Source organism: Shewanella sp. HL-SH2, assembly GCF_051164935.1.
GTDB classification, from domain to species: Bacteria; Pseudomonadota; Gammaproteobacteria; order Enterobacterales; family Shewanellaceae; genus Shewanella; species Shewanella glacialimarina.
Genome location: NZ_CP195035.1, coordinates 1,282,546 through 1,302,087 on the forward strand (window position 1 = coordinate 1,282,546; position 19,542 = coordinate 1,302,087).

Genomic DNA, 19,542 nt, shown 5'->3' on the forward strand with positions numbered 1-19,542 from the left:
ATTAAAAACTTTTAACTAACCCACACTTTTGTAGCCTAAAAAAACGACTTTGCATATTCCTAAATGGAATAAAAAATTATCTTTTATTCTTTTTTGCTTTTAGCGGACAGGAGTAAGCTTACAAACATTACACTGTTATAAGGCCGTCTTATGTTGTTAAACGAACTATCTTCATTAGCTTCACCTTTGTCACCAGGGCAAGTCGATAAGCTAAAACAACTCACTTCTGAGTTATCTGCTGTGCAATTAGCTTGGGTAAGTGGCTACTTAGCTGCCAGTGCTAACGCTAATGACAGCCAAAGCCTACTGGCTGGAGCTACACAAGCAAGTGCTAGCCAAACAGTGACTATTCTTTATGGTAGTCAAACCGGCAATGGTCGAGGCGTAGCAACAGAATTAGCGGCTAAAGCACAGGCACAAGGTTATGCAGTTAATTTAGCCTCAATGGGCGAATATAATGTGCGCCAATTGAAGCAAGAAACCCTATTGCTAGCAGTAGTGAGTACCCATGGTGAAGGCGAAGCGCCAGATGACGCGATGGAATTGCATAAGTTTTTAGCTTCAAAGCGTGCCCCTAAGCTGGATAATCTTCATTACTCAGTGCTCGCGCTAGGTGATTCAAGCTATGAATTATACTGCCAAACAGGTAAAGATTTCGATGCTCGTTTTGCTGCATTAGGTGCAAAACAATTACTGCCATTGGCTGAATGTGATGTTGATTACGAGCAGGCTGCGTCAGATTGGCAAGACAGTGTATTAGAAGCCGTTAAACCTCATATTCAAAGCGTGGGTGCAGGCATAGTTTCTGTACCACAAACACAAGCTGGCAGCAGTGCGTTTACTAAGCAACAACCGTATACCGCTGAAGTATTAGTCAGTCAAAAGTTAACCGGACGCGATTCAGACCGTGATGTACGCCATGTAGAAATTGACCTTGGTGAATCAGGTATTTCGTATCAAGTCGGTGATGCATTAGGCATTTGGTTTAGCAATAACACTTTACTTGTGCATGAAATTATTTCAGGTTTAGGTTTATCTGCAGATGATCAAGTCATCGTAGGTAAAGAAACCTTAAGCCTTGTTGACGCCTTAACAGATAAAAAAGAGCTAACCCAGTTATATCCTGGTTTAGTAAAAGCATGGGCTGAATTTAGCGGCAGTGCAGAGCTATTGGCATTAAGCGAAGATAAAGAGCAAACACGTCAGTTTGTACTCGCCAACCAGCTGGCTGATTTAGTGGTCGCATACCCAGCTAACGTTACCGCAAGCCAATTAGTTGAAGTATTACGCCCATTAACACCGCGTTTATATTCAATTGCTTCTAGCCAGGCTGAAGTAGAAACTGAAGTTCACTTAACGGTTGCATTGGTTGAGGATGAGCGTCAGGGTCAAGCCCGATTTGGTGGTGCTTCTCATTTCTTAGCATCAGCAGAAGAAGGTCAAGCGGTTAAGGTTTATGTTGAACCGAATAAGCATTTCCGTTTACCTGAAAACCCAGAAACCCCAGTGATCATGGTAGGCCCTGGAACCGGTGTAGCACCATTCCGTGCCTTTATGCAGCAACGTGCCGCAGACGGCGTAACGGGTGACAGCTGGTTATTCTTCGGTAACCCACACTTTGAACAAGATTTCTTATATCAAGTTGAGTGGCAGCAGTATTTAAAAAGTGGCGATTTAAGCCGTTTAGATGTAGCGTTTTCACGTGATCAAGCTGATAAAGTTTATGTGCAGCATCGTATTACCCAGCAAGCTGAGCATGTATGGCAATGGTTACAGAATGGTGCCCATGTTTACATCTGTGGTGATGCTGAGCGTATGGCTAAAGATGTACATCAAGCATTAGTTGGCGTTGTAGTATCACAAGGCGGGCTAACTGCTGATGCAGCTGAAGCTTACTTAGAAGATTTACGCAGTAATAAGCGTTATCAGAAAGACGTGTACTAACCTTATAACATTAGCATTAGTATCAGTAACAGAATTAGGCTTAGCTGCAAAGAGGTATTGCGACCCGATGAGTCAATAGCAATGCCGCAGCTAAGCGATTAAGCAAGATTATTGTCGTACCAGGTTATTAATCGTTAAGTCATTAAGATTAAACGATCAACGCCTTAGCGAATATAGAATTAAGAGGCTGTCTCCATGAGTGATGAGCAAAAATTAGCAGTAAACGAATACCTAAAAATCGACAGTGATTATTTACGCGGTACTATTCAAGAGGGTTTAGATACCCAAGTGACCGGATCGTTTAGTGATGGCGATCAGCAGTTAATTAAATTCCACGGTTTTTACCAACAAGACGACCGTGATTTACGTAACGAACGTAAAGAGCAAAAGCTAGAACCTTTATATAGCTTCATGCTACGAGCTCGCGTGCCAGGCGGTATTTGTTCGCCAGCACAATGGTTAGATGTGGATAAAATCTCATCAACGCTAACCACTTCAAACAGTATTCGTTTAACTACGCGTCAAACGTTTCAGTATCACGGCATTCCAAAGCGTAATCTAAAGACCTTGATCCAAGGCTTAGACAGAGCTGCACTTGACTCTATTGCGGCATGTGGTGACGTAAACCGTAACGTAATGTGTAACCCAAACCCGGTTCAGTCTAAGCTGCATCAGCAAGCTTATGCCGTGGCTAAAGAGCTATCTGATCATTTACTACCACACACTCGTGCCTATGCCGAGATCTGGTTAGATGAAGAAAAGCTATTAGACACTGAAACCCATGAACCTGTTTATGGACAAACCTACTTACCGCGTAAGTTTAAAATGGCTGTGTCTGTGCCGCCAGATAACGATGTTGATGTTTACACCAATGACCTAGGCTTTATTGCCATTGAAGAAAATGGTCAGCTAATTGGCTTTAACTTAGTCGCTGGTGGCGGTATGGGTTCAACCCATGGAGAAGTTGAAACCTTCCCGCGTTTAGCCGATGACTTTGGCTATATCAAAACCGCTGATGTGATTAAATTTGCTGAAGCCGTGATGACAGTGCAACGTGACTGGGGCAACCGAGTTAACCGCAAACGTTCACGTCTTAAATACACCATAGTTGATCACGGCTACGATGCATTTAAAGCTGAAGTTGAAAAGCGTACAGGCATTAAATTCGAACCTAAACGTGATGTTGTTATCGGTGATCGTGGCGATCGTTACGGCTGGGTTGAAGGCATTGATAACAAGTGGCACTTAACCTTGTTTATCGAAAGTGGCCGCATTAAAGATGTACCGGGTAAAACACTGCAAACCGGTTTACGTGAAATCGCTAAGATCCATAAAGGCGACTTCCGTATGACTTCTAATCAAAATATGATTATTGCCAGTGTCGCAGCTGAAGATAAGGCCGAAATTGAAGGCTTAGCGCGTAAGCATGGTCTATTGGGTGAAGTGTTATCGGCAACCCGTGGTCACTCTATTGCCTGTGTGGCATTACCTACGTGTGCATTGGCGATGGCCGAAGCTGAGCGCTATTTCCCTGAATTTATCGATCACATCGATGCATTACAGCAAAAACATGGCATTGGCGAACAAGCTATTGTGGTGCGTATGACAGGCTGTCCAAACGGCTGTGCGCGTCCTTTTGCGGCTGAAATTGGCTTAGTGGGTAAAGCGCCTGGGCGTTATAACTTGTATTTAGGCGCCAGTTTTGAAGGGACTCGTTTAAATAAAATGCACAAAGAAAACATTCAAGAAGCTGAAATTTTAGCTGAATTGGATGGTTTGTTTGGCCGTTACGCTACTGAGCGTGATGCGGGCGAGACCTTTGGTAACTTTACGGTACGTATTGGTGTCGTAAAGGCGGTACTAGACGCCGCTAAGGATTTTCATGGGTAATTTCTCTATAGGACCTGAGCAGTTAGTGGCATTGCTCAGTCAACCTAAAGAGGTTCAGCAAGCTGAACTGGCAAAGATAAATCAGTTTTTATCTGCTTTAACCGCAGCTGAGCGTGTGGCATGGGGTCTGGCATTTTTGCCAGGCGAGCATGCTTTATCCTCAAGTTTTGGTATTCAGGCTGCGGTAATGTTGCATCTAGTCAGTCAGGTTCAAGCCGATATTCCGGTCATTTTAACTGATACCGGTTACTTGTTCCCTGAGACTTATCAGTTTATTGATCAGTTAACCGAGCGTTTAGACTTAAATTTGCAAGTATATCGCGCTGATCAGACTGCTGCATGGCAAGAGGCGCGTTTTGGTAAGTTGTGGGAGCAAGATTTAGCCGGACTTGAGCAATATAATCGCATCAATAAAGTTGAGCCTATGCAACGTGCCTTGGCTGAACTTAACGTGGGCACTTGGTTTGCGGGTTTACGCCGCACACAAGCAGGTACGCGTGAAGCATTGCCTATTCTAGCGATTCACGGTAATCGTTATAAATTACTGCCGATTATTGAATGGTCTAACAAAGATGTGCATGAGTATTTAACCGCCCACGCTTTACCGTATCACCCATTATGGGAACAAGGGTATGTGTCGGTTGGTGATACCCATTCAAGTAAGCCATTAGAGCTTGGGATGACTGAAGAAGAAACCCGTTTTAATGGTATGAAGCGTGAATGTGGATTGCATTACGAGATATAGCTTTTCGATTATGTTACTGTGACCGTTTTTAGGTTGAGTAAGTTGTCGTGAGTAAATTGAGTAAGTATTTGAATTTTAAAATACTCCCTAAAAAGAGTTAAATTTTGTTTAAAAAGTTAGGCAGAGTACGCAATACTCGTCTACATTTACTCATTCCCGTAGATAGTTTTTTGTAGACACTTTTTAGGACTGTTTTTGCAGTCCAAGTACCTCCAAAAGCTTCGCTCGCATCCTCGAGCACATTGATTGACTTGTTAGCGTAATAAGCAATCAAATTTAAGCCCCAACAAGCATTGCTTGTTGGGGCTTTATATTATTAACCCTAGCTGTTTTTTTGTTCCTATATCACACAAGAGTTACTTCAATTCTGGGCGAAAAGTGCGCTTGGCTTAAATTATTTTTACAGGCTTACCATGGCATTGACTTACCGACACGCGCAGCTTTTGATTTAAACAAGAGCGCTCCCTATAGATCTTCCGCCCTGTCCATGGGGCGGACGGTCGTTTCGCAAACACTCATGGTTCACCTTTATAGTCTTTACGTAACCTTTGAGCTTTAAAAAAACAACCCCATATTTTGCATCCGAGACTTAATTGAGATCACCAACCTTATATTTGGACAAAGGCAGGTTGGAAGATTTGTTTTTATAAAAGTTTGCCCTAACCAAACTAAATTTTAAAACTCAGTTAAATTTTCATTGGCGTCAAAAGTTGACTACAAGTGCAGATGATCCAGCGAGACGGCGATTCTTGATTTTAAAATCAGCATCCATGTGGGCTTAGCCAAAACATCCTTGTTTTGGATACTCGCTGGCTCATCAGCACCTGAATTTTTGTTTCTTCGATTTAGCCTCATTGATGGCTGCGGGAACTCAAGAGCTAACTCGGAACTGGACAGAAGTGCGTTAGAGTTAAATACCTAAAAATAGCTGCAGACATTAGGTAAAGTATTATGAGAACTAGTAATAAACGCTCTGTTAAGTTGGAAAAAAGGCAACAATGAACAATCAGCAACGCACTAAATGGGACTAAAAATGCTTAGTGCAGACTATAATTATTAATCATTACTAGTTGATGTAATGCCTTTAAATGATTTAAACGTACAATTACCGTCAGTTTCGTAGGCAAGACCTAGCCTGTCTTTGGGTTCAAGTTTGATTGCTACCCCAACTAAATCTAAAGTACTTCGGGGGCATTTACCTATTTTATCTTTGTATAATATGGCGGCATTATCTAAAGCAATAACATGTGCTATTTCCAATTGAACAGCCATTTCATCCTGCTTTTCTTTGTGATCAGCCTGTTTAATATGATCGATAACAAATGGACTAGCTACTACTGACGCACCAATAATTAGTGCCCCGAATACAATCGATTTATTCATGATTTACCTTCGGTTGGAAAATTTATGATGACACACAACTGGATAGTGGATAAAAATATGTAACCATTATAACTATGGTTAATGTGTTTCCTTCTTTAAAGGACTTCTTTAGCTCATCAACTTATTTGTCTAAATTTAACACAAAAATTCTCTGATTAAGCATTAAGCATTAAGCATTAAGCATTAAGCGGACTATAGTAGTGCATTAAAATATGTAGCGAAACTTAACATAACAAACTGTTTATATTTAGTTTAAACGCATTGTTATATAGTTTTATTAATTTTATCTATGATTTTTGTTGGGTATTCTAAAGAGGCTGCATCAAAGTTGTAAAAAACTAAGGTATCTTTAATAGACAGCGCAACTAGATTAATAGCTTGATCGAAATATTGTAAAGACTTCTCGTCGTCATATGCCGAACCAAGTAAAATTTGCTGTCCGACGGAGTTTTCAATTAAAGCACCGACATTTCCATGAGAGTGCATAGAAAGAACTGAATAATACCCATTGTATAATTCAACCAATTCCGATTTCTTAAAGCGATCCCAAACAGATAATTTTTTTCCACGTCTTTTGTATTCTTCAGCAGTCTCACTCTTAACATGTTTATGGAGCTCATAAAGTCGCCAGTATTGTGCTTTAGTCATAGCCTCAGGGTGACTAACATCTCTTATACAGCATTGAAGATCGACATAAGATTCTAAAGCCGAACGAAGGACTACAGGAACCGAAGACATTCTACGATTGTTTAAAAGTATCACTGCATCCAAACATAATTCAGTAACCCTTATGCTCAGAGCAAGAATGTATTTTTCTTGCAAGACACTATGGCTTAATGACTTGAATGTCTCATCACGAAACTTTAGTAAACCGACCCAATCATCTACCGTACCAGAACTCATTTCTACCTTGCTTTATAAATTTGCAAAGTTCGCATGCACATATAATAAACCTATTATTTAAGCAGCACTTTAGCAAAGATGTTGATTAATAAGCACTCTACCAGAGTCCTGTTGATTAAACGAGCATGAAAAATTGTAAAGTGAGCATTGATATTGAAGTATTATCGAAAGTAATTCGTAACGTCATTTATCGATTAGTAAAAGTAGGTCAACTGGCTTATTCCTTATCAGTGCTGCTTATCGCCTTTAACAAACTTTGGGGCAAAAGTGAGTTAGTGTTTTTGAAATAATCTTATGTACTCACTCTTTTAAACTTGCACATTAAGTCAATACTCGAAAGGTTCATTATGGTGAATAAATGCCATGCTGAAGCTGTATAGATAAACTTCATGATACATTCTTTACAACGAGCGAAGCTCCTTGTTCATAGTGGCCGCAGGCCAAACACCTAATCTAACAGTAGGGCAAAAAGTTAGTGTTTTTGAAAAATCTTATGCCACTCACTCTTTAAAACTTGCCGATTAAGCAAATACTCGAAAGGTTCATTATAGTGATTTGCGAGCCGACCATCCGACCCATGGATGGGGCGGTTGAGCTACAAGGACTTTTTTATTTCGAAAGAATGCTGCGTGTCGGTGAGTCAATGCCATGCTGAACCTATAAAGATAAACTACGTGACACATTCTTTAATATGGCAAAGTTCTATGTTCATAGTGGCCATTGACCATATACATAATCTAACTTTGGGGCATAAATAATTTACAGGCTTACGATCCTAGGCACATTTCTGGACAAAAATGTTCTAATGTACCTTCGGATTAGTTACAAATTCAAATATCTTCCATAAATGTTACGAATGAAAAATGGATATATAGCCCTATCCTTAAATTACAAACGTTTATCAGCATCTTTGTAAGCTTCAGCGCCTTCTCTTTTTCCAACTGCTACGACAAAAACAGTGATCCGCTCATCTTGCACTTGGTATATCAATCGATAACCCGCGCTACGCAACTTGATTTTGTAACAATCTGGTAATTCTCGTAACTGATTGGCTTCGACACGAGGGTTAACCTGCACCTCAGCCAACTTCTTCTTAAACTGCTGGCGAATGGTATCACCCAACTTGTGCCATTCCTTCAAAGCACGGGGATCAAACTCCAATTCATAGGTCATCCAAAGTAACCTTCACGCCAGGTTGTGGATCGGCCAAGCGAGCCTTTGCTAATTCTAAAAGGGCTTGGTCCTCATCGGTTAACAGTACCGGCTTAAATGGCAGCACCCCTCTTTGCGCTACATATTCCAATGTTTGGCGTAGCAACTCTGATGGCGTCACACCGAGTTTTTCCAAAGCCGCATAAGAGCGTGTTTTTAGCTCATCATCGACACGAATATTAATGGTTCCCATAATCAGACTCTGTAGTTACAAATGTAATTACATGTTATGAGTTTGCTGTACAAATAGCAAGCACCAAATGTTGTCAGATAGCGCCCCTAGGTCGAAGCGCCAAAAAATATCAAACTATTATATAAATGCAGAGTAGTGTCGAAAAGATTTTATGATGTTAATAGTAGATAGATTTACCTCAAAATGGTGCTTTCATAAACTAGTGATAACGATGTTCGAGCAAAGTTTAAATTGGATGTTCTCTAACAAGGAGCAAGGGCAAAACCAAGTTAGTGTTCTTGAAATCATCTTTTTCCACTCAATCTTTAATTCCTGCAGGTTAAGCTAAAGGTGTCAAATTTAGCTTATTGATTACACCTTTCAACTCGAGTTGAGGCCTCTATTTAAAATGATAATCATAGTTAAATACAGGCCTAAGCTAATGCGTTAAGGTCGAATTAATGTTAAATTATTGAATCGTTTACCTATGTCTTTGAAAGTTGGAAATAGGTACTTTTGACCAACAGATAATCCTCGTGACTCTCATGGAAGAGTTAAATAGTGAATAAATTGGAGTTTATAAATGAATAAAATGGCTGTTGCAGTTGCTGTATTAGCGGTTGGTGCGGGTGGATATTATTTTAGCCAACAATCTAACTCAGTAGTGGCAAATCCTATGCTGGATTATATTCCAGCAGATACGTTAGCGTTTTCAGGGCAATTAAGCCCTTTTCCCTTTAAAGATTATCTGTATAGCTCTGCGGGAAGTGCTCAAGGTTATTCAGTTGAGCAGCTTGGTGAGTTGAGCGATTTTTCTGAGCCGCACGAGAAGTTTTTCTTAAGTCTTTATAAGCAATATCTGACATTGATGACCGAGCCTGACAAGCTGATAGCGCATTATGGTTTACCTGATGAGATGCAAAGTTATTTTTATACTCTAGGTGCTTTGCCAGTGATGAAGCTTCAATTGGCTGATGCGAAAGCGTTTTGGGCTGAATTAGATCGCGCTGAGCAAGAAAGTGGCTTAACGCACACTGTCGGCACCACCGCAGAGCTTGAATACCGTGCTTATCGATTAACCGGTGAAGATTCTGATGAGACAGTGGATATTATCTTTGCTGAAGATAAAGGTTGGTTAACCGTTACATTAAACACTTCATTTAACCAAGTTGAATTGTTGCAAACTGCGTTAGGTGCCAAAAAAGTTGATAACCCAATTTCTGCCACCACTATGCTACAAGATATCGCCAAGCAACACGGCTTTATGCAAGACAGTATTAGCTTTATCAACCATGTTGAGTTAGTGAAAGGCATCACCTCTACCGATGGCAACATGTTGGCTAAGCAAATTACTAAATTGGCTGCGCTTCAGGATGAAGATCCATTTGCCGAACTTCACAGCGAACAGTGTCAAACTGAGCTAATGGGCATTGCTAATAACTGGCCTCGTTCGGTAATGGGATTTAAGTCTTATTCTGTATCGCGTGAACAAAGTACATTTGATGCGCGTTTTGTGATTGAAAGCAAAAATGCAGTGATACTGGATGCATTATCTAAAATGCGTGGTTTTATTCCTGATTTTGGTGCTGATGCTGCCGACCATATTATGTCATTTGGTTTAGGGATTGATGTGGCTCAGTTAGCACCATCTTTAAACACGGTTTGGAAAGATTTAAAAACACCAAGCTACCAATGTCAGCCTTTAGCTGAAAGCCAATATGCATTAGAAGAGTTCAACCCAGCCATGATTGGTATGATGACCGGCATGGCTAATGGCGTTAAAGGGTTAAGCCTAACGGTAATCGATTACCAGTTAAAAGATGCTAATGGTTCACCTGCTTTTGACAAGTTAGATGCGTTAGTGACTATGTCTGCTGAAAACCCAACCCTGTTACTTGATATGGTTAAACCTATGTACCCACCTTTAGCCCAGGTTGATTTAAAGGCTGACGGTGAAGCGGTGGATGTGACTTCACTGTTAATGTTGCCACCTGAGTTTGGTGTACAAGCAAAAATGGCTGTTAAAGGTCAGCATTTAGTCTTGTTTGCCGGTGATGAAGCGCAAAAGTTAGCGGATAGCTTAGGTAAGCAAGCATTAACTTCAAATGGTTTGCTTAACTTAGCGGTTGATTACGAGAAAATGTTATCGCCAATGATGACCATGATAGAGCAAAGCGGCGAAGAAGTGCCGGAAGAGTTGTCTATGATGAAAGATTACAATATGAGTATGCAAATGACGATTGATATCAATGCTAAAGGCATTGAGATTGGCTCGAAAGTGAATACTAAAGCCGCTAAGTAATTTGTAGCAAGTGCTTGAAAATAGACAAGCCGTTCGCTTAATTGCGAGCGGCTTTTTATTGGCCGAAGCGCTAAAGCTAAACCTAAAGCGAGTGTATGCCAGCCTTAAGTCGTCGGGCATTCAGATATAAAAAATCGACCTCAGATATCATTCCGAGGTCGATTATTAAGGTTACTGATTGTATACGTTAGTTGTTTAACCCAGAGGTTAGTTAACTAAACCACGACGCTTTAATAGCGCGTCAGTTGAAGGTTTTTTACCGGCAAAGTCGATATAGCTTTGCATTAGATCCTGGCTATTACCTTTTGACAACACAGCATCACGATATTTCTGGCCATTTTCTAGGGTTAAACCACCTTGTGACATCATGTGCGAGAACGCGTCTGCGGCAAACACTTCAGTCCATAAGTAAGCGTAGTAACCCGCTGAATAACCGCCGCCGAAACTGTGGCTAAAGTAGGTGGTTTTATAGCGTGGTGCTACAGGCGTGTAATCTAAACCGTGTTTTGCTAGTGCTTGTTTTTCAAAAGCGGCAACATCACTAATTTCAGTACCTGCAGCAATTGAGTGCCATTCCATATCAAGCAGCGCTGCAGCTAAGTACTCAACCGTACCAAAACCTTGGTTAAAGGTATGTGACTTTAATACTTTAGCAAGAAGTTCAGCCGGAATAGGCTCGCCAGTTTGATAGTGCTTGGCGTAGTTTGCTAGCACTTGTGGCTCTATGCTCCAGTCTTCGTTGGCTTGTGATGGAAACTCAACAAAGTCACGTGCGGTTAAAGTGCCCGCTAAACTTGGATATTTAACCTGTGAGTATAAGCCATGAATAGCATGTCCAAATTCATGGAACATGGTGCTCACTTCGTCAAATGTCATCAGTGTAGGCTGACCTTCGGCAGGCTTAGGAATATTCAGCACGTTATAGACCACTGGCTTAGTATTTTTTAAGAATGATTGGCTAACCAATTCATCCATCCAGGCTCCACCACGCTTACCTTGGCGTGCATATGGGTCTAAATAGAACAGGCCAATTGAGCTACCGTCTTGGTTAAATATTTCATATGCGGTCACATCTTTATGCCACACAGGTAAATCAGCGCGCGGTTTAACTGTGATGCCATAAAGCTTATTCATCGCAAAGAACAAGCCGTCATTTAGTACAGTGTTCATTTCAAAATAAGGCTTAACCTGGCCGTCGTCTAGGTCATATTTAGCGGTACGTACTTTCTCTGCATAGTAAGCCCAATCCCATGGTTCAAGGGTAAAGTCTTTACCATCTTTAACAATTTCAGCTTGAATATCAGCAGCTTCAATTTTTGCTTTAACCAGTGCTTTTGGTGCTAGGTCGTCAAGTATGCCGTAAACCGCTTCTGGGTTTTTGGCCATTTGATCGCCTAGTGAGTAAGCCGCCCATGTTGGGTAACCTAATAGTTGCGCTTTTTGTGCACGTAACTGAGCTATTTTAATGTTTAACGGCGCGTTAGTTTCCATGGCGCGATAAGCAGAGGTTTGCCACAGTTTTTTACGTAAATCGCGGTTTTTAAGGCTAGATAAAAGTGGTTGAGTGGTGGTGTTCACTAAGGTGATCATATAGCCCGTTTTGCCGGCAGCTTTTGCCGCAGAGGCTAGTGATGCGATGTCGTTATCGGATAAACCGTCAAGTTGCGCTTTATCTTCAACCAAGATCACGTCATCTGTGAATGATTTCAACACGTTTTGTGAGAAGCTGGTTTCAAACTTGGCTAATTCACCGTTTAACTGACGCATTGTGCTTTTGTCTGCATCAGACAATTCAGCGCCTGAACGTACAAAACGCTCGTAGTAAACTTCTACTAAGCGTAAATCTTCACCGGTTAATGTCGCTTTGTTTTTATAAATAGTTTGAATGCGGGCAAAAAGCTTTTCATCAAGATAAATATTGTCCTGGTGCGCCGTTAACTTAGGAACAATTTGTTCTTCAACGCTGATGAAATTGTCGTCAGAAATTAACCCGGTAAGATTGAAAAAGGCGCGTTGAGTACGGTCTAAAATAGCACCGGTTTTTTCTAACGCGACAATGGTGTTGTCAAACGTGGCGGCTTCAGTGTTATTAGTAATCGCGGCAATTTCTGCTTTGTGTTCTGACATGCCCTGTTCAAATGCAGGTAAGTAGTCACTCGCTTTTAGTTTATCAAATTGCGGCGCCATATATTGTAAAGGGCTTGGCGTTAATAGCACGTTGTCGGCAGCGGCAGGCGTTTTTGTCATTGTTGATGCCTCTGCGGTCGTTTTGCTGGTCATTGAAGTGTCTGCTGATTGCTCTGAACAGGCGCTAAGCATCAGTGCAGCACTGACTGCTGTTGTTATAAGGGTTTTACGCATTGAAATATCCTTGGGTCTTTGCCCGATTGAGGTGTTTTACGCCTATTCAAAATATGATCGTAGCGTTGAATAGTGGCCGTAAAAACATAAAATAATAACCTCAATACAATACCAAGCCTTCGCCTTGCCGCATAGGGTTATGATATTAACTAAGATTAATTTTCAAAATCTATGCCACCAATAGTGATATTTGTGAGGTATTTAGGCATCTAAGTCATAAATTTTAGTGGTATTTTATGGATATTCGCGTAGCTTAATAATGATGCATACGCACGATAAGGGCGATAGATGAAAGCGGGTAAACACGATACAAAACTGCTAAAACTTGCAATGGAAATAGGCATGGGCTACGCGCAAAAACGGGGTTTTGCTGATTTTGGTAAAGGCATTTCACCCAAAGATAAAGTGGAATGTATTTATCGATTATTGGTTGAAGATAACCTGATTCAAGCCTTGGCCGAAGATAAAGATGATGGTCCGAATCGCAAGCATAAATTAATATTATGGATTAGTAAGCAACTGCCTAAAGAGCACGAATTACTCAACTGATCTTTACTCTTAATGATAGCGTTAACGGTATTAATGGCCTTTGGCATTGCTTTATTCAAGCGATTACTACATTCCAGCGTCTGTTACTTTTCAGTAATGGTTACATTTTAGAGATTGTTAAATGTTAGAAAAAAAGCGAACTTTAAAGAGTTCGCTTTTTTGTTGGGCTATTTTCGGCTATGTCACTCATCTTATGGTGACAACGCTATATATGCAAAATAGTCCTGTAGCTTACTGCCTGATCACTAAGCATAGCCTTTACTCAAATCATACAGACGATTTGACAACTCTGATGACGAGCTACTGACATTGGCTAATTCAAGCGCATCCTTGGCATTTAAGTCATTACTGACTCTAATGTTTTCGGCAAGCTGGTTAATTTCGCCCGACACGTTTGACTGCTCACTGGCTGCTACTGCTATTTGCGAAGTGCTGCGACTTATGCCGCTAAACACTTCGATAATTTCATTAAATCCTGCAATAACTTTCTCTGATCGAGTCAAAGACTCACTCGATAAAGACTGTGAACTGACAATAATATTCACGCCCTGGCTAGCCGATGTTTGTAACTGAGCTATCATAGCTTCTATCTTGCTGGCTGACTCTTGAGAGCGGCCTGCTAGGGTTCTTACTTCATCTGCAACAACCGCAAACCCGCGCCCCTGTTCGCCCGCTCTAGCGGCTTCAATGGCGGCATTTAATGCCAACAAATTCGTTTGCTCTGAAATATTTTTAATCACATCTAACATAGTACCCATTTGTTGAGAGTCCGACGCAAGACGATTAATAATATTGGCAGTTTGTTGAAGTACTTCTGACAATGCCTGGTTGGCTTTACTATTTTCTTTAACATCATCCATACGTCGTTGAACCAGACCTTGGGATTCGTCGACGGTTTCTGAGGTTGATTTGGTGTTTCGTGCTACCTCGGCTGCGCTGGCTGACATTTCTGTGATGGCAGCGGCAAGCATGTGGTTTTCTGTTAGTTGTGACTCAGCGCGCTGCTTTAGCATAGAGGACATATCATTTAGCTGTTTGGCTCGGGCTTTGGCCTCCACAGCTTCGTTTGCTATCTGTCCAAGTAAGCCCTTAAGATGTTCGCTGTATTGGTTAACGGCTTGTTTTAAATTACCTATTTCATCATGCCTGTCAATCTTGAGTGTTGCAGCAGAACCACCACTGATTAACATGCGAATTTGCGCCGTGGTCTCATTCACCCATTGCATCACTTTGTTGGCATTCAAAATCAGAATACCAACAAAAAAAAGCAGCATTGGAATAAGCGTAGCGTATAAGCTTAAGCTTAAATCACTGATAGGTTTTTGGATGATAGGGTCAGGTAGCACTATGCCAATCTTCATGCCTTCTTCTGCCATATCCATTATAGCCAACATAGAGCCACTGCCTTCAACAACGCCCTCTGGCAGTTGAATGATAGTTTGGCCGCTGTTGATTGCGCTTAATAGCGGTTGTAAGCTGCTATCTTGGGCGACAACATCATTGAGTTTTTTCATATCAAGGGATGTTGAGCGAATACTTGGAAAGCTAATAATTTGATTGTCTTGACCAAGTACAAAGTTGAACCCGCCCGATTCTTGGTTTTGGCGCTTAAACAGCTTATCTAAACCCGCTAGCATTAAATCAACGGTTGCCACTCCCCAAAACTGACCTGCTCGATTAATTGCGACAGTGCAGGTGACCATGGCGGTGCCACTGACCGGATCTTCATAAGCTTCAGACCAACCGCATTGTCCAGTATTAAGTGAACGGCCCGCAATATACCAGGCTTCATTATGATAGCCAGGACCACTGGGTTTATTGTAATCATCAATTTTGTCTAATTGCCCTGAAGCATTTCGTGCCCAAAAAAAAGATTTTAATGCCACACCTGAGCTAAAAGCGTTAGGTTCTGGCCAAATGCCCCCGCCAGCGACATTGGCATTGCCAAACTGGTCAATTATTTGGGGGAATAGCAGCGAAAATTGTTGTTCATCTAAGGGTAAAGTTGCTGCTAACGAGGCTAAGCTTTGGGTCAACACCGCGCCTTTACTGAGTTCAATTCTTACTTCATTAACACTGGCCGAAATACGTAATAGCTCTTTCTTCTCAACCTCTTTTTGAATAACCGGTAATGCTAATGTCTGCATTACCACATAAATAAGTACAATTGCTGTGACTAATAAACCCACACTAAGGTAGGTCGCTTTTTGTGAAATTAATAACGTTTGCTTTTCCATTAGGAATACCCTTTACGAGCTCACTGAACCGGATGTTACTTTCGCTTTAGCATCACGAATTAACGCTAGTAATATTATAGTCACTATCTTTTTATTCGGTTGTTTATATCGTCAGCTATACCGTTACTTGTAATGTAACTCTGCCAGGGTAACTTTTACTTTTAGCCCAAGATGATTTTAATTCATGTTGGTTAGCTGTAGAATCCGCCCCTTCTTTTGCTGCTGACCTAATATTTGTGCCGTTATGATGATTGACCTAGCTTTACTGCCTGTTTATTTAACCACTGTTATCGCTCTTCTATTAATACCGGGTCCTGACATGCTATTAATCGCCAGCTCTAGCCTCAGCTATGGCCGCAAAGTGGGTGTATATGCCAGCTTAGGCAATGCAACTTCTGGGCTTATTTTAACCTTGCTTGCGGCCATGGGTGTGTCTGCATTGGTTGCTATGAATCCAATGGCATTAGAGTTATTGCGTTTACTGGGTGGTGCTTATTTGCTTAAAATGGGCTGGGACTGTATGCGCAGTCTCGCAACAGAGGCCCCTGAAATAGAGCAGCAAAATAACTTAGCTAAATTGCTTTATCGCCGCGCAGTTACCAGTAACCTTCTTAATCCTAAAGCACTGCTGTTTTTTGTTTTGTTTTTACCGCAGTTTGTCTCTACTCAGCTTAGTGCCAGTTCAGGCGAGCAAATGCTGGCATTAGGGCTATTGCTTAATGTGATGGGATTGTTGTTTAATTTGTTGCTGGTGGCTTTAGTGGGAAGTTTAGGTAAACCCTTGCTGAATAATGAAAAGTTTCGTACATATCAGAACAAGTTTATGGGCGTGATATTTTTTGCTTTGGCGATTTGGTTACTGTCTTCTCAAATATAGAATGTTAGTTAACGCATTGAATAAATGTGTTATTAGAAACTAAACAATAAAAAGCCACGGTTATAAACCGTGGCTTTTTATTATCTATTTACGCTACAGATATTAATCTATTGCCGAGTTAGATTCACTTTAGGCTAGTTAATTGCTCACTATTTAATTGCAGCGATTTCTTTTTCAACCGCAGCAACCACAGCGTGAGGACTGCTTAGATATTGTGAGTGGTCGATAAAAATAGCGTTGTCATTGACGGTCATGACCATAACAGGGAAGCCTGCAGTACCGATGACTTGTTGAATTTCTTCAATACCTTCTAGCACGTGTTCTGCCTCTATACTCAGCTCATCTTTAAACACTTTATTTGATGGTGATAGTTTAAATTTTTCGACAATGGCATTGAAATCGTGTTTGTTATCTAACGGGTTGCCTTCAATGAAGTGTGCCCTTTGTATAGCATTTAACACATCTAATTGTTTGCTGGCTTGTTTGCTTTGTACCCATCCCATTAGGTTTGCGGTTTTCACTGAGTTCTTAGGGCTATTTACATAGCGGATATGATCTCTGCCAAACTTAAGTCCACTGATCCGTGCAGCGGCTTCCATCTGTTCTTCGCCAGCACTGTCTTGGCCTATGTAATGCGCACTGTGTAATAAGTGAACAATCATTTCAGGGTAGGCTGCTTGCAATGCATTGACCAAAGGTGTGGCTGCGTAGCTCCAAGGGCAGTGCGAGTCGTAGATAAAATAAAGCTCGGTGGTCATTAAGGTCATTCTTGTTGGCGGTTGATAAGTTGATCCTAAATAGTTTGTTGGCATTATTCAATCATTGAATCAGTGTTTATTGTCCAATGATAAACTCTGTTGATAAGACTAATGGATATCTTGTGATTATTCATGCTGGTTTAACGTCTGACCTATACAGTCATGGCATTAACCTTAATAAATCATACTTGATTGCAGGAGTGAGAATGTCGCAGGCTTTTTTATCGAAAACACGTGTTTTAGTCATAGGCAGTTGTTTGACTACGGGAGTTGTATTGTCTGGTTGTGGCTTTTTCGGTGCTGATGAAAAACAACAAGCAGAAGCGCTTTGGTTAGCGAAAGATGAACAGCTAAAATCCGCCATAGAGGCTGTTCGAAGCGAAGGCATTGATGCGGTGATTAAGAGCGCTGAAACGGGTAGCGTGTCAGCATGTGTTGCTGCCAAATTAAGTCAAGATCCGCTTGGTGAGTTAGTCAGTGTGGAAGGTGCTTTGGCTGAGTCAGCTCAGGTTGCTGAATTAATAGGTTCAGTACAAAAGTTACTGGAGCAAGATGTCAGCTTTGAACAAGTGGCTAGTTTGCTTCAAAAGGGGGCTGATGCCGCGTCTTACGCTAAGGCATTAATTGAGCAGCAAGGGGTAACGGGCGCGATAGCCAGTATGCAGCAAATGGCAATGGCTAGTGAGCAATTTGCTACCCAAGATTTAGGTGGCCATTTTCAGCAACTTCTACTTGAGTGTCAGACTAAATAATCTCTGATCGGGTTAAATAAAAAATGGGGTTCAGATTTTGTCTCAACCCCATCAATATAATCTGCTTATTTTATCTAAACGGCGATCAGTTGGTTATCGTAATCAAGGCCGCAGGAATAATAAAGAAGACGGTAGCAATATAAGCCACTACCGTTAACTTATTCTGTTGGGCTTTTTCAGCTAACCATTCGGCACAATATATCGGCCAGTTGCGGAATAAAGGGATACCGTAAAGCACTAATACACCTAATACGTTAAAACACAAATGCACAAGTGCGATTTGTAATCCCAATATTGCGTGATCGCCAGAAACAGCCATTGCCGCCAGTAATGCGGTAATACAGGTGCCAATATTCGCGCCTAAGGTGAAGGGATAAGCTTCTTTTAGGGTAATAATATTGTTGCCTATAAGCGGCACTATCAAACTTGTCGTGGTGGATGAAGATTGCACCAGCACCGTAACAGCTGTACCTGCTGCAATGCCATGACCAGGTCCGCGACCCAATGCCGTTTTTAAGATTGTTTCTGCGCGTCCAACCATTAAGGTTTTCAGTTGCTGCCCCATAAATAACACCGCAAAAAACAAAATGAATATACCCAATCCAATGACAATCGTGCCATTAATGATTGGGTTTTCAAACTGTAGTTGGCTGGAAATAAATTCGGTTACAGGCTTTGTCATCGGTTTGATAAAATCGAAACCAATGCTGCCAGAACTGCCCATTGCGGCAAAGGGGGCGACTATCCAGCCGCTTAACTTTTCCAGTAAGCCAAACATAATTTCTAATGGTAAGAAGATACACACCGCGAGTAAATTGAAAAAGTCATGCACGGTTGCGCCTGCAAAGGCACGACGAAATTCATGCTGACAACGTAAGTGTCCTAAGCTAACTAAGGTATTGGTTAAGGTGGTGCCTATATTTGCTCCCATGATCATGGGAATAGCGATTTGTAGAGGTAAACCGCCAGCGACTAAGCCGACAATAATACTGGTAGTAGTACTTGATGATTGGATTAACGCGGTGGCAATTAAACCGACCATTAATCCGGTTACAGGGTGTGAAGCAAACTCAAACAATGCCATTGCTTGTTCACCGCTTGCTAATTTAAAACCAGTACTTATCATTGCGACAGCAAGCAATAGTAAATACAGTGATGCTATTAAACTGAACCAACGCAATGTATTGCCAATTGGTAAGGGAGAAACGCTCATGCAACAACTCCAAAATGACACTTATGTGACGCGGCGCATTCTATCAGAAGGCAAAAAAAGTAATCAGTTTGGCAGAGCAAATTGAAAATATATTTCTAACAAAAAGCGTGATCTTTTTCATGTAAAATTCAGAGTGTGGTTTTTAATATAAGCTTTTGAAGATATTGATTTATATTTTTAGGCGCGGCGACTTGTTACGGTGTTCCTCTGTATTCAGTTAACGATAAACATTATCTTGGTAAAA

The 19,542-nt window shown here is 41.2% G+C and carries 16 protein-coding genes; 8 read left to right on the forward strand and 8 right to left on the reverse strand.

The genetic code is table 11. The features are described 5' to 3' along the window. The first annotated feature begins 150 nt into the window (after positions 1–150). The 3 genes from ACRWP9_RS05625 (at position 151) to ACRWP9_RS05635 (ending at position 4,579) form a co-directional block, all read left to right on the forward strand. Positions 151–1,944, forward strand: a complete 1,794-nt coding sequence (locus ACRWP9_RS05625; RefSeq protein ID WP_434928304.1) for an assimilatory sulfite reductase (NADPH) flavoprotein subunit — start codon at positions 151–153, stop codon at positions 1,942–1,944. Between the two features lie 195 nt (positions 1,945–2,139). Next, complete coding sequence (gene cysI, locus ACRWP9_RS05630) at positions 2,140–3,834, forward strand: assimilatory sulfite reductase (NADPH) hemoprotein subunit (RefSeq protein WP_226411091.1); 1,695 nt, start codon at positions 2,140–2,142, stop codon at positions 3,832–3,834. Further along, entirely contained in the window at positions 3,827–4,579 is a 753-nt protein-coding gene (locus ACRWP9_RS05635) for a phosphoadenylyl-sulfate reductase (protein WP_434928305.1), read from the forward strand. Before cysI ends, ACRWP9_RS05635 begins: the two co-directional genes overlap by 8 nt. A 1,056-nt stretch (positions 4,580–5,635) precedes the next feature. Here the strand turns inward: ACRWP9_RS05635 and ACRWP9_RS05640 are convergent. Both ACRWP9_RS05640 and ACRWP9_RS05645 read right to left on the reverse strand, forming a co-directional pair. Beyond that, positions 5,636–5,962 carry a hypothetical protein gene (locus tag ACRWP9_RS05640; protein ID WP_434928306.1) on the reverse strand — a complete coding sequence of 109 codons (327 nt, stop codon included), beginning with the start codon at positions 5,960–5,962 and terminating at the stop codon, positions 5,636–5,638. Positions 5,963–6,226: 264 nt separating this feature from the next. After that, a complete protein-coding gene (locus tag ACRWP9_RS05645) occupies positions 6,227–6,865 on the reverse strand; it encodes a DUF5677 domain-containing protein (RefSeq protein WP_434928307.1) in 639 nt (212 codons plus the stop codon). 125 nt (positions 6,866–6,990) lie between these two features. On the opposite strand from ACRWP9_RS05645, the gene ACRWP9_RS05650 reads away from it, so the two are divergent. Further along, on the forward strand, positions 6,991–7,155 hold the full coding sequence (locus tag ACRWP9_RS05650) for a hypothetical protein (RefSeq protein ID WP_434928308.1): 165 nt from the start codon (positions 6,991–6,993) through the stop codon (positions 7,153–7,155). A gap of 598 nt (positions 7,156–7,753) precedes the next feature. Here ACRWP9_RS05650 and ACRWP9_RS05655 read toward each other — a convergent pair. Both ACRWP9_RS05655 and ACRWP9_RS05660 read right to left on the reverse strand, forming a co-directional pair. After that, the gene (locus tag ACRWP9_RS05655; protein ID WP_226411085.1) at positions 7,754–8,038 is read right to left on the reverse strand and encodes a type II toxin-antitoxin system RelE family toxin; all 285 of its coding nucleotides are present in this window, start codon (positions 8,036–8,038) and stop codon (positions 7,754–7,756) included. Continuing rightward, entirely contained in the window at positions 8,028–8,270 is a 243-nt protein-coding gene (locus tag ACRWP9_RS05660; protein ID WP_226411083.1) for a type II toxin-antitoxin system RelB/DinJ family antitoxin, read from the reverse strand. Before ACRWP9_RS05660 ends, ACRWP9_RS05655 begins: the two co-directional genes overlap by 11 nt. Positions 8,271–8,832: 562 nt before the next feature. On the opposite strand from ACRWP9_RS05660, the gene ACRWP9_RS05665 reads away from it, so the two are divergent. Then, the gene (locus tag ACRWP9_RS05665; protein ID WP_434928309.1) at positions 8,833–10,551 is read left to right on the forward strand and encodes a hypothetical protein; all 1,719 of its coding nucleotides are present in this window, start codon (positions 8,833–8,835) and stop codon (positions 10,549–10,551) included. 207 nt (positions 10,552–10,758) lie between these two features. Here the strand turns inward: ACRWP9_RS05665 and ACRWP9_RS05670 are convergent, their stop codons facing one another. Next, on the reverse strand, positions 10,759–12,912 hold the full coding sequence (locus ACRWP9_RS05670) for a M3 family metallopeptidase (RefSeq protein ID WP_434928310.1): 2,154 nt from the start codon (positions 12,910–12,912) through the stop codon (positions 10,759–10,761). Positions 12,913–13,200: 288 nt separating this feature from the next. Between ACRWP9_RS05670 and ACRWP9_RS05675 the strand changes: the two genes are divergently transcribed. Continuing rightward, positions 13,201–13,461: a DUF5062 family protein gene (locus ACRWP9_RS05675; protein ID WP_226411077.1), complete on the forward strand. Its 261-nt coding sequence runs from the start codon at positions 13,201–13,203 to the stop codon at positions 13,459–13,461. A gap of 245 nt (positions 13,462–13,706) precedes the next feature. Here the strand turns inward: ACRWP9_RS05675 and ACRWP9_RS05680 are convergent, their stop codons facing one another. Continuing rightward, entirely contained in the window at positions 13,707–15,698 is a 1,992-nt protein-coding gene (locus ACRWP9_RS05680; RefSeq protein ID WP_434928311.1) for a methyl-accepting chemotaxis protein, read from the reverse strand. 244 nt (positions 15,699–15,942) lie between these two features. Here ACRWP9_RS05680 and ACRWP9_RS05685 point away from each other — a divergent pair, with 244 nt between their 5' ends. Then, entirely contained in the window at positions 15,943–16,575 is a 633-nt protein-coding gene (locus ACRWP9_RS05685; RefSeq protein WP_434928312.1) for a LysE family translocator, read from the forward strand. Positions 16,576–16,724: 149 nt separating this feature from the next. Here ACRWP9_RS05685 and ACRWP9_RS05690 read toward each other — a convergent pair whose 3' ends face one another. Beyond that, on the reverse strand, positions 16,725–17,333 hold the full coding sequence (locus ACRWP9_RS05690) for a protein-disulfide isomerase (protein WP_226416022.1): 609 nt from the start codon (positions 17,331–17,333) through the stop codon (positions 16,725–16,727). 206 nt (positions 17,334–17,539) lie between these two features. Here ACRWP9_RS05690 and ACRWP9_RS05695 point away from each other — a divergent pair, with 206 nt between their 5' ends. Beyond that, the gene (locus ACRWP9_RS05695) at positions 17,540–18,085 is read left to right on the forward strand and encodes a hypothetical protein (RefSeq protein ID WP_434928313.1); all 546 of its coding nucleotides are present in this window, start codon (positions 17,540–17,542) and stop codon (positions 18,083–18,085) included. Between the two features lie 85 nt (positions 18,086–18,170). On the opposite strand, the gene ACRWP9_RS05700 is transcribed toward ACRWP9_RS05695, so the two are convergent. Continuing rightward, on the reverse strand, positions 18,171–19,298 hold the full coding sequence (locus ACRWP9_RS05700; RefSeq protein ID WP_434928314.1) for a Na/Pi symporter: 1,128 nt from the start codon (positions 19,296–19,298) through the stop codon (positions 18,171–18,173). Positions 19,299–19,542 lie beyond the last annotated feature (244 nt).

Bases quoted from the DNA above. Each gene is read 5' to 3' on its own strand.
- ACRWP9_RS05665 (WP_434928309.1), top strand. From the start codon at position 8,833: ATGAATAAAATGGCTGTTGCAGTTGCTGTATTAGCGGTTGGTGCGGGT.
- ACRWP9_RS05660 (WP_226411083.1), bottom strand. From the start codon at position 8,270: ATGGGAACCATTAATATTCGTGTCGATGATGAGCTAAAAACACGCTCT.
- ACRWP9_RS05655 (WP_226411085.1), bottom strand. From the start codon at position 8,038: ATGACCTATGAATTGGAGTTTGATCCCCGTGCTTTGAAGGAATGGCAC.
- ACRWP9_RS05700 (WP_434928314.1), bottom strand. From the start codon at position 19,298: ATGAGCGTTTCTCCCTTACCAATTGGCAATACATTGCGTTGGTTCAGT.
- ACRWP9_RS05680 (WP_434928311.1), bottom strand. From the start codon at position 15,698: ATGGAAAAGCAAACGTTATTAATTTCACAAAAAGCGACCTACCTTAGT.
- ACRWP9_RS05695 (WP_434928313.1), top strand. From the start codon at position 17,540: ATGTCGCAGGCTTTTTTATCGAAAACACGTGTTTTAGTCATAGGCAGT.
- ACRWP9_RS05625 (WP_434928304.1), top strand. From the start codon at position 151: ATGTTGTTAAACGAACTATCTTCATTAGCTTCACCTTTGTCACCAGGG.
- cysI (WP_226411091.1), top strand. From the start codon at position 2,140: ATGAGTGATGAGCAAAAATTAGCAGTAAACGAATACCTAAAAATCGAC.
- ACRWP9_RS05635 (WP_434928305.1), top strand. From the start codon at position 3,827: ATGGGTAATTTCTCTATAGGACCTGAGCAGTTAGTGGCATTGCTCAGT.
- ACRWP9_RS05675 (WP_226411077.1), top strand. From the start codon at position 13,201: ATGAAAGCGGGTAAACACGATACAAAACTGCTAAAACTTGCAATGGAA.
- ACRWP9_RS05670 (WP_434928310.1), bottom strand. From the start codon at position 12,912: ATGCGTAAAACCCTTATAACAACAGCAGTCAGTGCTGCACTGATGCTT.
- ACRWP9_RS05645 (WP_434928307.1), bottom strand. From the start codon at position 6,865: ATGAGTTCTGGTACGGTAGATGATTGGGTCGGTTTACTAAAGTTTCGT.
- ACRWP9_RS05690 (WP_226416022.1), bottom strand. From the start codon at position 17,333: ATGACCACCGAGCTTTATTTTATCTACGACTCGCACTGCCCTTGGAGC.
- ACRWP9_RS05640 (WP_434928306.1), bottom strand. From the start codon at position 5,962: ATGAATAAATCGATTGTATTCGGGGCACTAATTATTGGTGCGTCAGTA.
- ACRWP9_RS05650 (WP_434928308.1), top strand. From the start codon at position 6,991: ATGAAAAATTGTAAAGTGAGCATTGATATTGAAGTATTATCGAAAGTA.
- ACRWP9_RS05685 (WP_434928312.1), top strand. From the start codon at position 15,943: ATGATGATTGACCTAGCTTTACTGCCTGTTTATTTAACCACTGTTATC.